Source organism: Bacteroidota bacterium (assembly GCA_016706255.1).
Taxonomy (GTDB): Bacteria; Bacteroidota; Bacteroidia; order Chitinophagales; family BACL12; genus UBA7236.
This window is the reverse complement of record JADJJZ010000029.1, coordinates 21,761-34,270: the sequence shown is the minus strand read 5'-3', so window position 1 is coordinate 34,270 and position 12,510 is coordinate 21,761. Positions and strand designations below refer to the sequence as shown.

The 12,510-nt window shown below is 38.2% G+C and carries 12 protein-coding genes and 1 pseudogene; 4 read left to right on the top strand and 9 right to left on the bottom strand.

Translation table 11 applies throughout. From position 1 onward, the window contains the following. The 4 genes and pseudogenes from IPI65_18065 to IPI65_18050 form a co-directional block, all read right to left on the bottom strand. Positions 1–927, bottom strand: coding sequence for an SDR family oxidoreductase (locus IPI65_18065; protein ID MBK7443331.1), 927 nt, complete (start codon positions 925–927; stop codon positions 1–3). Beyond that, on the bottom strand, positions 924–1,595 hold the full coding sequence (locus IPI65_18060; GenBank protein ID MBK7443330.1) for a phosphoadenylyl-sulfate reductase: 672 nt from the start codon (positions 1,593–1,595) through the stop codon (positions 924–926). Before IPI65_18060 ends, IPI65_18065 begins: the two co-directional genes overlap by 4 nt. A 42-nt stretch (positions 1,596–1,637) precedes the next feature. Next, positions 1,638–2,336 (bottom strand): annotated as a pseudogene (locus IPI65_18055) ((Fe-S)-binding protein). 91 nt (positions 2,337–2,427) lie between these two features. Next, positions 2,428–3,852, bottom strand: coding sequence for a hypothetical protein (locus IPI65_18050; protein ID MBK7443329.1), 1,425 nt, complete (start codon positions 3,850–3,852; stop codon positions 2,428–2,430). Positions 3,853–4,130: 278 nt separating this feature from the next. Between IPI65_18050 and IPI65_18045 the strand changes: the two genes are divergently transcribed. Further along, complete coding sequence (locus tag IPI65_18045) at positions 4,131–5,372, top strand: T9SS type A sorting domain-containing protein (GenBank protein MBK7443328.1); 1,242 nt, start codon at positions 4,131–4,133, stop codon at positions 5,370–5,372. Between the two features lie 57 nt (positions 5,373–5,429). On the opposite strand, the gene IPI65_18040 is transcribed toward IPI65_18045, so the two are convergent. The 3 genes from IPI65_18040 to IPI65_18030 all read right to left on the bottom strand — a co-directional run bounded on the left by IPI65_18040 (position 5,430) and on the right by IPI65_18030 (position 7,350). Beyond that, a complete protein-coding gene (locus IPI65_18040) occupies positions 5,430–5,993 on the bottom strand; it encodes a hypothetical protein (protein MBK7443327.1) in 564 nt (187 codons plus the stop codon). A gap of 12 nt (positions 5,994–6,005) precedes the next feature. Beyond that, a complete protein-coding gene (locus IPI65_18035) occupies positions 6,006–6,878 on the bottom strand; it encodes a PD40 domain-containing protein (GenBank protein ID MBK7443326.1) in 873 nt (290 codons plus the stop codon). A 94-nt stretch (positions 6,879–6,972) separates the two neighbouring features. After that, positions 6,973–7,350 (bottom strand): hypothetical protein, encoded by a 378-nt coding sequence (locus IPI65_18030; GenBank protein MBK7443325.1) that lies wholly within the window; start codon positions 7,348–7,350, stop codon positions 6,973–6,975. Positions 7,351–7,514: 164 nt separating this feature from the next. On the opposite strand from IPI65_18030, the gene IPI65_18025 reads away from it, so the two are divergent. From IPI65_18025 to IPI65_18015, 3 genes are read left to right on the top strand one after another with little or no spacing between them, the layout of a single operon-like run. Then, positions 7,515–7,898 (top strand): DUF3127 domain-containing protein, encoded by a 384-nt coding sequence (locus IPI65_18025; GenBank protein MBK7443324.1) that lies wholly within the window; start codon positions 7,515–7,517, stop codon positions 7,896–7,898. Between the two features lie 8 nt (positions 7,899–7,906). After that, positions 7,907–8,392: a YkgJ family cysteine cluster protein gene (locus IPI65_18020; GenBank protein ID MBK7443323.1), complete on the top strand. Its 486-nt coding sequence runs from the start codon at positions 7,907–7,909 to the stop codon at positions 8,390–8,392. Continuing rightward, complete coding sequence (locus IPI65_18015; protein ID MBK7443322.1) at positions 8,389–8,649, top strand: hypothetical protein; 261 nt, start codon at positions 8,389–8,391, stop codon at positions 8,647–8,649. Before IPI65_18020 ends, IPI65_18015 begins: the two co-directional genes overlap by 4 nt. Positions 8,650–8,695: 46 nt before the next feature. Here IPI65_18015 and glgP read toward each other — a convergent pair whose 3' ends face one another. Continuing rightward, positions 8,696–10,405, bottom strand: a complete 1,710-nt coding sequence (glgP, locus tag IPI65_18010) for an alpha-glucan family phosphorylase (protein ID MBK7443321.1) — start codon at positions 10,403–10,405, stop codon at positions 8,696–8,698. A 419-nt stretch (positions 10,406–10,824) separates the two neighbouring features. Next, positions 10,825–12,501, bottom strand: a complete 1,677-nt coding sequence (locus tag IPI65_18005; protein ID MBK7443320.1) for a DEAD/DEAH box helicase — start codon at positions 12,499–12,501, stop codon at positions 10,825–10,827. Between the last annotated feature and the right edge of the window lie 9 nt (positions 12,502–12,510).

The window sequence follows — 12,510 nt, the reverse complement described above, 5'->3', positions numbered from 1 at the left end:
TTACTTTTTTCCGGAGAATGCAAATTTATTTTTGAATGCAGTCAGTTCATCCAATAACGGTTTTTCTTCAATTTTAATATAATCCCAAAGTTTTGAAGATGTGCTTACCCGGATACTGCCAAGCTGTAAGTGTTGATTAATAAATAAGCGGTCGCATTGCGGATACAACGTTGTTATTGCTTCCGCAATATCATTTACCGCAAGATTTTTTGTAACCAGATTATATGTTCCGGTAGGAATATTACTAAACGGCAATTGAGCCAATGCTTCAACGGCATTATCAATATGAATAAATGCTCTGGTTTGCACACCGGTGCCATGAATTGAAATTTTATTTTCAAAATTGGCCTGTAACATAAAATTATTTATAACCGCATCAAAGCGCATCGAAATACTATAGCCATAAACGTTGCCGCAACGAATAATTTGCGTTTTAACCATACTTTCCAGTCGCTGAATATGTTCTTCTCCCCTTAACTTAGAAATTCCATAATAGGTATTCGGATTGGGAATAGTTGTTTCCGTTGCCGGCTCGGTTATTCGGTCGTAAACAGATGCACTACTCAGATAAATAAGATGTTTGATATTATTTTTTTCTGCAGCTTCAACTATTTCACTTGTGCCCCAGTGATTTATTTGTTCAAAAAAGTGCGGGTCCTGATTGGCAAATGGTGTTAATACTTTTGCAGCAAGATGGAATACAATATCTACACCCTTCATTGCGGCATTTAATTTTCTGGCATCCAGAATATCTGCTTTTACCAGTTTGAATTTGCCATGGCCTTTCGGTTCTCCAAAAAAAATGTTTTCGTTATGCCGACTTAAATTATCGTATAAAATAATTTGTTCAACAGCATTGTTTGCTGCTAAAACATTTGCAAGTTCAAAACCAATATATCCGGCTCCACCGGTAATTAAAATTTTCATTGTTTAATTAATTCTGTATGTAAACCACATTCTGTTTTATTCATACCATACCATCTGGCTTGTCGCTCATCAGCCAACATTTCGAGACTTATTTTTCTCGTGCAGGGTTCGCATCCAATGCTCATATACCCTTTTTCATCAAGCGGATGTTTTGGAATATTGTGTTCACGGATATAAGCATAAATCATCTGATTCGTCCATTGTAACATTGGGTGGTAGCGAAATGCACGGTGATTGGTTTTTTCTTCAAGATGAAACGTTGCGCGATTTGCATTTTGATCGGCACGTACTCCATTTATCCAAACATCAAATGAATTTAATGCAGGTTCCAGCGGCTGAATTTTATTGATATAACAACAATAATCAGGATCGGAAGTAAACAAGAAACGACCATTTTCATCTACCTGCATAAGCTTAGGCGTTGCAGATTTAACTGCAATGGTATTTAGTCCGAATAATTCAGTAATTTGATTTTTATACATCATGGTTTCCGGAAAATGAAAACCTGTATTGAGAAAATAAACGGGAATAGATTTATCTATTCTGGAAATAATATGCAGTAAAACGGTGCTATGCGTTTGAAAAGATGAAGAAGTAAATAATCGTAAACCCTTTTCCCTGTAATTTTTTATTTGTGTTGCAATTTCATCAAACCCTGCCATAATCATCAATTTAATTTCACAAGATAAAATACAACGCACAAAAATCCATTATAAACTCATAGCGAGTAAATCGGCAATGTGCAGCACTTTTATCGGCTTTTGCTGTTTTTCAATATAGGCTTGCAAATGCATGAGGCAGGAATAATCGGTTGAAACAATATATTCTGCTCCGGTAGCAATTGCGTTATTTACTTTTGAATCAGCCATACCGGTTGAAATCGGTTCAAATTTAACTGCAAAGGTTCCACCAAATCCGCAACAGGTTTCTGCATCTGTCATTTCAACAATTTCAATTCCTTCAATATTGCTCAACAATTTACGTGGTGCCTCTTTTACTTTACATTCACGCAAAGCACCACATGCATCGTGATACGTGATTTTTGCATTTAATTTTCCACCAATATTATCAACCTTTAAAACATCAACCATAAATTCGCTGAATTCAAAAAGGTTTTTTCTAAGCCCTTTATAATAATTGTGTACGGGAGTATTAGCGTATAAAGTGCCGTAAAAGTTCCTTACAAAACCAACACATGAACCTGAAGGCCCAACAACGTAGCGATCGGAATTTGCAAAATCTGCCAAAAACTTTTTGCCAACGTCTTCCATTTCTTTCCAATATCCTGCATTAAAGGCCGGTTGCCCACAACAAGTTTGGTTCGGATTGTAATGCACCTTACATCCGGCTTTTTCCAAAACTTTCACCATATTGAATCCGGTTTCAGGAAATAATTGGTCGATAAAGCAGGAATAAAAATGTCAACTTCAGTCATATTGGCAAAAGTAGCAAACTGCGGTTAAATGATAAGGTAGCTTGTTAACACGTAACTATTGGATATCACTCAACAGTAAGGTTTTCGGTAGCTGATATTGGTTTACCACGGATGGTATACTCTGATAACACGTTAGAGTTCAGTGTTGCCATTATTTCATATTTACCGGGCTCCAGGTTCAAATGATACCATTCGCTGTAAATGCGGGCTACTTTTTCGCCATTCACATATAAATTGATACTGCCTTCGCCCATAACATGCATGGTGCTTACCTTTTCAGGCGCGAAACGGAAATTGGTAGTTACAAAATGAATGTTGTAACCGTCCTTCAAATCAGGATTAATATCCATCCATACACCCGGAATTTCATCTTTTGGATACCCGGCCATTTCTACTTCACTTACCTGGCTTTCAGGTTTTTTAGATAGGAATTCCTGCTTTTTATGATATTTATTGTCGGCCAGTGAAGAGTAACTCACAGATAATAGAACAAATAACAAAATGAATGTTACCGCGGTAAATGTCATTCTGGTAAAGATATTACGGAACCAGGCACGCAACCTGAGGTAATGTTTTCCGGGGCCTTCCAATAAGAATACAACCAAGGCGCCGTGAATCATAGTATGTCCGATGATTTCGATTTTACCGAAAACGGAGCTTGTGATAAAAAACACGATTGTTATAATAATGGCTAAAGGCCGCTGTAATAAACAAATCAGCAGCAAAAATCCGAGTCCAAACTCAACAAAACCAACCGATTTCAGGAAGAAATCGAAGTTTAAGCCCATTGCAAGGTCCGGATGTTCTTTGATTAAAAACAAACTCCAGTTCGGATAAATGAATTTTTCGAGGGCAACCCAGCAAAGCGAAAAACCAACGGTAACATACAAAACTACCAATCCGGTATCTTTGAATTTGCCATTTTTCAATGTCGCAAAGGTTAGGTAAAAGCCTACGCCGGCAAACATCATGTAATCGAGCATGTGAAACGGATGCAGGGTTAAATTACCTACAATCCAGATTACGATGATACCTAAACCGCCTAATGGCACTAATTTGGGAATCAGGAGACAAAAGGCCAGCACAAACTGAAACCAGCCAATCCATTCAAACTTAGCAGGAACGGGGATTGTAGGCACAATCATCGCGTTACTTTGCCAACTTAAAATCAAAACCATAGCTGTGGCAACGCGCAACACAATAGTTGCATAACTTTTACGGTTATCCAGCCAGTCATCAATTCGATGATACCAGCGAGCGTTGGATATTTTACTATCCAGCCAAACACCAAATACTACGGTAACAAGGCAAATAGTAAAGAGGGTATAAAAAAATCGCCCCTCCATTACTTCGCCAAGTCGCAACGGCCTGTCAGCATAACTCCCATCGGTAAACCATTTGACGTGAGCTTCTGCTTCCGGTATAAAAAAGATAGCTGAAAACGACAGGGTTAGCAGAATCTTAAAAAAAATGTGTGTGTTGATTTTCATAAACTCCTTCATGACAGCCGCTATGTGCAAATGTAAATAGTGGAAGCAGGCAGAATGGGTTTAAATTGTAAAAGAAATGTAAATGAAATGCTTTTTAAGGCCTTTTGTGACATAAATTACATGAACTCAGCATAAAGTTCCCGGTTGAAAATCAATTTTTTTAACCGGTAATGAGGAATTGATAATTAATTAACCTTGAATATTCGTTTTCCCGACTTTATCACTTACTTTCGTATGGTTAATTTTTGATAAATTTCATACAACTAAAAACCATAACAATGAAAAAACACCTACTCCTCTTTTCCTTTTTGTTTTCAATAATTGCAGTAAGCAATTTAAGTGCTCAAGGCATTTGTAATCCCTCAGGTAATATTTTGGTTTACTCTAATTATGATGGTGGAACATTTACTATTAACATCGATGAAAATATTCCAAATATTAGAATTGGTTTATGCTCCTATGAGGATTTACATGTAACCATTTCGGGCACTTACGCAGGCAATGTTGTAGAAGTTTTGTATGCCGGATATAACAGTGGCGGTTCAACCAGTGTAAGCGGTGTTGATGCAGGTATTGTTTCCATATTAAATTATCCACCGGTTACACTTTTTGATGCTGATGGGTATGGATACATGATTTGTGCTTATGAATGTGATACCGATTATGTTCCCGGTGGATGTAATACAGTTGATCAGGCAGTGGATTATTTTTCCACAAATCTTGATGGTATGTTTCGATACTCTGAATATCAATACGGCGCATTTTCAGGTACATGGAATATGAGCGATGGTGGTAACTGTTGTTTAGGTGCAGATGAATCATGTACAATTGCAATTGATGCCGGTCAAAATGCAGAAATTTGCGCAGGCGACAGTATTCAATTATCAGGTTCAGGCGCAACAAATTATACCTGGTTTCCTTTAACCGGTTTAAGTGATGGCGATATTTATAATCCATATGCCGGACCAGATATTACTACAACTTATATTTTAACAGGAACTGATGCAGAAGGTTGTGTTGGAATAGATACGGTTACAATAACAGTTAACCCATATCCTGTTGTAACAGTAACAGATATGGGTGATGGCAATTTAATTGCAACCGGTGGCGGAACTTATCAGTGGTATTTTAATGGCGACCCAATACCGGGTGCTATAAATGAAACATTAGTTGCTGAAACTACCGGTTATTATTATGTTGTTGTTACCAGTGCAGCAGGATGTACTGTAACTACCGAAGAAATGATTGTTGTTGTGCAAGGTATAACAGATAATTATTACAATCGTTTTGTAACCTGTTATCCAAACCCGGTTAATGATGAATTACATATCGCAATCAGCAATAATTTACAGGTAGAAACCATTACATTATATTCGGTGAATGGTCAGCAAATACAAACTATTACGAATGTAAATTCAAATATCGTTACACTGCAAACAAGTGCAATTGCATCCGGAATTTATACCGTTAAATTATTAACTAATTATGGTATTGTTGTAAAACAAATTGTAATAGAATAATTTAATAAATTATACAAAACCGGATAGCGGGATTTAAAAAATCGTTATCCGGTTTTTTTATTTGCTTAAAGCAGAAATACATAACTCTCTAATTTGCCATATTTCTTCCAGAGCATAGGGAATTTCTTCGCGTCGCGACCATTTTCTGATATATTGCTGATGTAAATTTATTTTCTCACGCGCAACATCAGCAGCATTTACAATATGTTCTTCCAGCAAATCCTGGTCAAAATCTAAATTGGTGTTATGAAATGTAAAATCATATATTTTACCTTCATAAGTAAGATAACAATGTGCTTCTGGTATATAACGTAAATTAAAGGAATTTAATACCGGCGTTATTTTAGGTGTATTGTTGCGGGTCATCAGAAAAATTCCGATTACCAGATGAATATCATTTCTATGATGTTCTTCTGCAATTGTTTTTAACAATACATGTTTGGTGCTGCAGGTTCCACATTGTTCGTTTACAACACAAAGGGAATTTGCTTTATCCATATTACGCTGATAGGGCAATTTTGCCACATACAGACAAACATCTTCAAACGTTTTGCAACCGGCAGTTTTAAGCGCTGCAGTAGCAGGTGTGTTGGCTGTTAAATTAAAATCGAAAGGCAGCAAGAGCAATACATTTTATTCGTCAGCAACAAATGCAAATCCAATACCATCAGCGGCAAGTGCCAGTCGGTATATTTTTTTACCTTTTAATTCTTTAATAGTAATAATACGGCTCCATTGTTTTTTTTCTGCTTTATAAGAAAACATCCAGATTTGATTATCGCGGGCCATTAAAATATCACCATTTGCTGTCCAGATAAAATCTTCACTTACTCCGGGTAACATGGTAATTAACGAACTGGTTTGAGTAGTTAAATCAAATCGTTTAAGCATATATTCCTTATCCGAATTTTTTACGATATAACTAATTGCCTGCTCGCCCGGAATTACTTTAATACAACGACCAATATTATTGTCGATTACTTTAGTTGTTTGTTTTTTAGCATCTGCCAACACCAATGTTGGTGTATCTGTAACCATAAAAAATGCATACTGTTTATCGGCAATGGAACAATAATAACCAATGCTATCAATTTCATCCATCATCACCTTTGGTTTACTGCCATCATTTTTAAAAGCCCACATGCGCTGCGTAGAATCTTTTTCAACACGTACAACAGAAAAGCCTTTACCATTAAGTAATACTACCGGCGAATATTCACTTTCCAATGTATTGGTAAGTTGCGTGGTTACACCTGTTGATAGCACATAAGTATAAATATCTGCCTGAAAAGAGTCCTGAATAGATGTATAATAAATTGTTCCGCCATCAGTTGAAAACGAAGGCTGATTATCATAACCAACACGTGCAGTAATATTTTTCATATCACTCAGCGACCATATGCCATTTGCCTGACCTAATTTGCCGTAATAAATATCTACAGAAGGTAATTGCGCCGAAAGTAAGCTGACAATACAAATAAAACCGGTTGTTATTATAAAACGCATGTTAAAATATTTGCAACAAATGTAAATAAAAAATCCGCCCAAAGGCGGATTCTGCAATCAACTTAAATGAATTTAAGTCAAAATCATCAATAGCTTAATTATAGTTGAATGCAATGGTATTGCCATCAGCATCATATTGTTGTGCCCATATTTTTTTATCGTCGCGGTATTGGATTTTATAAACCACTTCACCGGCATCATTGTATATTTTCCATTTACCTACTTTTTTACCATGATCATAATATGCCTTAGCTGTGATATTACCTTCGCGATTATAAGTTATCCACTCTCCTGTTTTAACACCATTATCCATATAACCTATCTGCATCAAACTGCCTTCAGGGTAAAAGTAACGCACTTCAGTAAGCGATCCGGGTAACTGCACAAATTGAGCAGATGACAGGTTTTTACCAGGATTAGCGGTAGCACACAGCGATGTTGCGATAAAAATTATGAAGAGTAAGTTTTTCATAGCCTTTGTTTTTGTTTACACAAATTTAAGACGGAATTAACTTACAATTCGCATTTTGTTCATATTAAATTTACATTAGAGCTATTTCGACTTTACACTGAGTTAACATTGGATATATTTCGGGGTTTTACAGGAAAAAATTTATCTTTGAAAAAAATTGAGAAATGGCTTACGAATTATCAGGTAAATTGCTGGAGATTTTCCCAACACAGGAATTCTCAGCATCTTTCAAAAAAAGGGAATTTGTTATTGAAAAGAGTGAAAACGTTAGCGACAGAGTTTTTACGGATGTGATTAAGTTTCAGCTTACTCAGGACCGTTGTCCTTTGCTCGATAACTACAAACTCGGTGATGAGGTGAAAGTTACCTTTAATATCAAAGGCTCTAAATGGGAAAAAGAAGGTCGCACCAACTATTTTGTTAACCTCGATGTTTGGCGCATGGAAAAAGTTGCTGCCGGCTCAGGTCAGGTGGAAAACAACAACAGCAGTAACACGTATGTTGAACCGGCTCCACTTCCTGAAGCAGAGGACGACCTTCCGTTTTAAGTAGTGTAATGGCGGCACCTGCACAACTAACCAACAAACAAAAGCAGCGTTACGGGAATTTATTTGCTTTTTTGCGCAAACGTAAATCGTCGTCTGACGATGTACTAGCTCAGGAATGTCACGATTTGGTGTTTGAAAATACCAACTGTCTCACCTGTGCCAATTGCTGCAAAACTTATCCTCCCTTGTTAAAGGAGAAGGACATTATGCGTATTGCCAATCATTTAAAAATTACCGCAGCACAATTTGTGGCCCAATATGCGGTTATTGATGAAGATGGCGATTGGGTGATGCATACCGTTCCATGTCCCTTTTTAATGCCGGATAACGCCTGTAGCATTTATGCAGTACGACCAGGCGCTTGTAAGGCCTATCCACATACTAATCAGAAAAAGCTGTATCAAATAGCTGATATCACCCTTAAAAATGCAGAAATTTGCCCTGCCGTTGCGCCTATTCTGGATGCAATGATGGCAAAACTTCCAATACAATGAGAATTTTAGGCAGTATACCACATCCGCAATTCAAAATAAGCGTATTTAGCTGGAGTGAAAAATATATCGTAAAAATTGAAGCCGGCCATTTTGAGCAAACCTACAAGTTTAAAGAAGCCGATTTTTCTTCCTGGGAACAACTTGCCCTTTTTTTTGATGCCGAGATGATGCAACAGGTGCTTATCACCTTTAAACAAATGGCTGAACAAGCCATGCAGGCAGCAAAAAGAATGCAGCAAAACAATTTAGAAAAATAGTATATGCATTTTTCTGAAATGCTTGCTGCACCTATGTTATAAACACTTAATTAGTGTCGTGATTCAATACTGAATCCAATAACTGATCTACCGGATTGTATTGAAAACTGTATAATTTCTGATAATATTCATGTGCCATTCTGTCGCTGTCGAAATACGGATAAACATCATGCATACTGCGGCGAACAATCTGCTGCCATTTTGCACGGTTTTCGTAATAAGCCGGAACCACTTCGTTTTCAAGCACATTCATTAAGTTTTCAAAGTCGAAGTTGTCGATACTCACATTGTCCATCGTATTATGGTCGGCAGGCGGAATGATGAAACTGTTTTCACCGTGAACTGCAAACTCAGGAATCCATCCATCCAATACGCTCACATTTACTGCGCCGTTCATAGCTGCAGTCATACCTGATGTACCGGAAGCTTCACGCGGGCGACGAGGTGTGTTTAGCCAAACGTCGGCGCCACGTTTCAAACAATAACTCAGTTCGATTTCATAACCCGTTAAAACCGCCAAATTAGGGCGATCCATGGTAAAGGAAACGATATCGTTAAAAGTATTGATTGCACCATGGTCAAATGGATACGGTTTACCGGCCCAGATTACCTGAACAGGATATTTCGGATTGTTAACCAAGTTGAAAAAACGTTCCTTATTGCGGAAAATCAGATTTGCTCTTTTGTATTCGGCAAACCGGCGTGACCAGACAATTGTGAGCGTATTGGGATTAAACATTTTACCCGTTTGGTTAGCCACAATTTCGAACAATTCACGTTTGAGTTCTTTTTTAACGGTAATCAGACTGCTTTCATCGCGGTTGATATAGGCCTGATTCAATTCTTTATCTGCCCAAAACTTCTTCTGTTGCGCATTCGTGATGCTGGTGATATTGCAGGTGCCCTGGTAATCTTTCCACATCTCTTTACTCACTTCGCCATGCAATTTACTTACCCCATTGGCAATTTTACTCATGTAGAGCGCAGATGGCGTATAACCCAACATATCGCCTTCCGTTTTAGTGATATGACGAATCAAATCGAGTGGCACACCTGAGAAAAATCCCATGCGGTTCATTTCATTGATATCATGCTCTTCGTTTCCTGCTTTTTCAGGTGTATGGGTTGTAAAAACCACACGTTTACGCACTTCATCAACATCTTTTAATTTGCTGAAGAGGTAAAACGTCATAGCCAATGCATGGCCTTCATTCATATGATAATTATCAGCCCCGCCAAGCATTTCCACAACCTTAGCTCCGCCAATACCCAAGATCATGTTTTGGGCAATTCGTATTTCATGACTTCTGTCGTAAAGTCGATGGGTGTATTCTCTTGCGTATTCCTCGTTTTCCGGGAAATCGGTGCTTAATAAAAACAACGGTGCACTGCCAAACACTTCCGGAGCGAGGTAAAACACTTTTACAATCACATCTTTACCATCAATTTGCATGGTAAACTGAATATCGGTTTGTTGCAGGAAAGTATAGAGTTTTTTCTGAAACTGAACAGCCATATAGTTATGGTCGTCACGAACCTGATCGTAGTAACCGTAGCGCCATAACATGCCGATTCCAAAAAGATTTTGTTTTAACTCATAAGCCGAGCGCATGTGACTGCCCGCAAGGTAACCCAAACCTCCACTATATATTTTAAGTGCCTGATGTACGCCAAACTCCATACAGAAGTAAGCAGTGCGCTGTTTATAAGCAGCATTTACTTCATAAGGCAGTTGCCAATTGCTGTGATGTATCATTTTCTTTTAAGTAGTTAAGATGCGAATATATTGAACTCTCAGAAACATCAGTCATTTTGGTAAGGTTTAACTGTGGAAAAAAGCGGGAAATGGCTGGTCGGCAAGGTATTGAACTTAAAGGTGAGTGGTCCAATAAAGAGCACCTGATTAACATGCCTAACTTCATGTACATCTTGCCCCAACCAAAAAGGAAAATTATACCTAATAATTTGATAATGAATTAGATATAATCAAAAAACGGATAGCTGCTATCAAAATATGTAGCGATTTTTAGGATAATCCCCGGTTATTCGGCTTCGCTTTGACCGATTGCGGGTGACTATAACAACACGGTATTTGCTGTGGATAATCTTTTTGTAATAAATACAAAAAGGCAGCTCAATTACTGAACTGCCTTTCGTTTTTATACTTTGAAGGAATTACTTGCGTTTTCCTTTGTAAGGTTTCATTTCGCGGCTTCCGCCTTTATGTGCTTTCTTTTTAGGGAATTCCTGACGTTCGTTTTGAATTTCAACTCTTACCCTTCTGCCGCGGTAAACGAAGCCGTTAAAGGCCTGCACTACACGCTGACTCACATTTGCCGGTACTTCGAAAAACGAGTAAGCACCTTTTAAACGGATATCTCCAATGTCGTGTGAACGCACATTTCCAACCTGTTTGATCATCTCCACCAGGTCTTTGGCGCCAACATTATCCATTTTACCAAGGTTGATGAACATGAGGTCGTTATTGCCTTTGCGAGTAGCATATTCGCGCACTTCGCGGCGTTCACCGATATTCAGGTCTTCAGCAAAACGGTAGTATTCTAAGAACCGGTTAAATTCCAAAGAAGCGAATTTTTTTAATACATCTTCCTTCGACATATCAGCAAATTCCTTTTCTATAACCGGAAGATATTTTTCAATTTCAGCTTCGTTTACTTCAACTTCGTGAACGCGGTGAATCATATTGAGGAGTTGTTTTTCGCAAACTTCAATTCCTGTAGGAACGGTCATTTTTTTGAACTGCATTTGCAGTTTGCGTTCCAGATGTTTGATTTTGTAAAGGTCTTTTTCAGATATCAATACCAGAGAAATACCGGTTTTACCCGCACGGGCAGTTCTGCCGCTTCGGTGGGTATAAAAGTCCATATCATCAGGTAAATGTAAGTTGATGATGTGGGTCAGATTATCAATATCGATACCTCTAGCTGCAACATCGGTAGCAATAAGCATTTGCAAGGTTCTTTCTCTGAATGCAAGCATTACTTTATCACGTTGCATTTGACTTAAATCGCCATGAAGACTATCAGCGTTATAACCGTCTTTTATCAGTTTTTCAGCTATTTCCTGCGTTTCGGCTTTTGTACGACAAAAAATGATACCATAGATATCCGGGTTATAATCGAGGATACGTTTTAAAGCGGGATACTTATTTTTAGGTTGCACCAGATAATACTGGTGTTCGATGTTTGCGTTGGTTTGATTTACATTACCGGCAGAAATTTCCATCGGTGTTTTCATGTATTTTTTGGAGATGGTTTTAATCTCCGTAGGCATAGTAGCCGAAAACAACCAGGTTACTTTTTCTTTTGGTGTAGTTGCCAGAATTTCATCAATATCTTCCTGAAAACCCATGTTCAGCATCTCATCTGCCTCATCTAAAACGAGATATTTGATTTGGCTGAGATCCACGGCTTTACGGCCAAGTAAGTCGATTAAACGACCGGGTGTTGCCACAACAACCTGAACGCCTTTGCGCAACTGGTCGATTTGGGTTCTAATGTTAGCACCACCATATACGGCTACTGTGTAAAAATGTTTGGTATGCAGCGAAAAGCCTTTAAGGTCATTTTCTATTTGCACGCAAAGCTCGCGGGTTGGAGCCAGAATAAGCGCCTGTGGCTTTTTGGCACTTGTATCAATCAGTTCCACGAGTGGGATACCAAATGCTGCTGTTTTGCCTGTGCCGGTTTGGGCAAGGGCAATTAAATCTTTGGCAGATTCCAGCATTGCCGGAATAACTTGTGCCTGAATGGGTGTTGGTTTTTCGAAACCCAGCTCGGTAATAGCAAGCGCTACTGCTTCCGAGAGTCCTAACTCTGAAAAGTTTTTCATTACGTCTTA

Excerpts from the sequence above, each read along its gene's own strand:
- IPI65_18065 (MBK7443331.1), bottom strand. The coding sequence starts at position 927 with ATGAAAATTTTAATTACCGGTGGAGCCGGATATATTGGTTTTGAACTT.
- IPI65_18060 (MBK7443330.1), bottom strand. The coding sequence starts at position 1,595 with ATGATTATGGCAGGGTTTGATGAAATTGCAACACAAATAAAAAATTAC.
- IPI65_18050 (MBK7443329.1), bottom strand. The coding sequence starts at position 3,852 with ATGAAAATCAACACACACATTTTTTTTAAGATTCTGCTAACCCTGTCG.
- IPI65_18045 (MBK7443328.1), top strand. The coding sequence starts at position 4,131 with ATGAAAAAACACCTACTCCTCTTTTCCTTTTTGTTTTCAATAATTGCA.
- IPI65_18035 (MBK7443326.1), bottom strand. The coding sequence starts at position 6,878 with ATGCGTTTTATAATAACAACCGGTTTTATTTGTATTGTCAGCTTACTT.
- IPI65_18030 (MBK7443325.1), bottom strand. The coding sequence starts at position 7,350 with ATGAAAAACTTACTCTTCATAATTTTTATCGCAACATCGCTGTGTGCT.
- IPI65_18025 (MBK7443324.1), top strand. The coding sequence starts at position 7,515 with ATGGCTTACGAATTATCAGGTAAATTGCTGGAGATTTTCCCAACACAG.
- IPI65_18020 (MBK7443323.1), top strand. The coding sequence starts at position 7,907 with ATGGCGGCACCTGCACAACTAACCAACAAACAAAAGCAGCGTTACGGG.
- IPI65_18015 (MBK7443322.1), top strand. The coding sequence starts at position 8,389 with ATGAGAATTTTAGGCAGTATACCACATCCGCAATTCAAAATAAGCGTA.
- glgP (MBK7443321.1), bottom strand. The coding sequence starts at position 10,405 with ATGATACATCACAGCAATTGGCAACTGCCTTATGAAGTAAATGCTGCT.
- IPI65_18005 (MBK7443320.1), bottom strand. The coding sequence starts at position 12,501 with ATGAAAAACTTTTCAGAGTTAGGACTCTCGGAAGCAGTAGCGCTTGCT.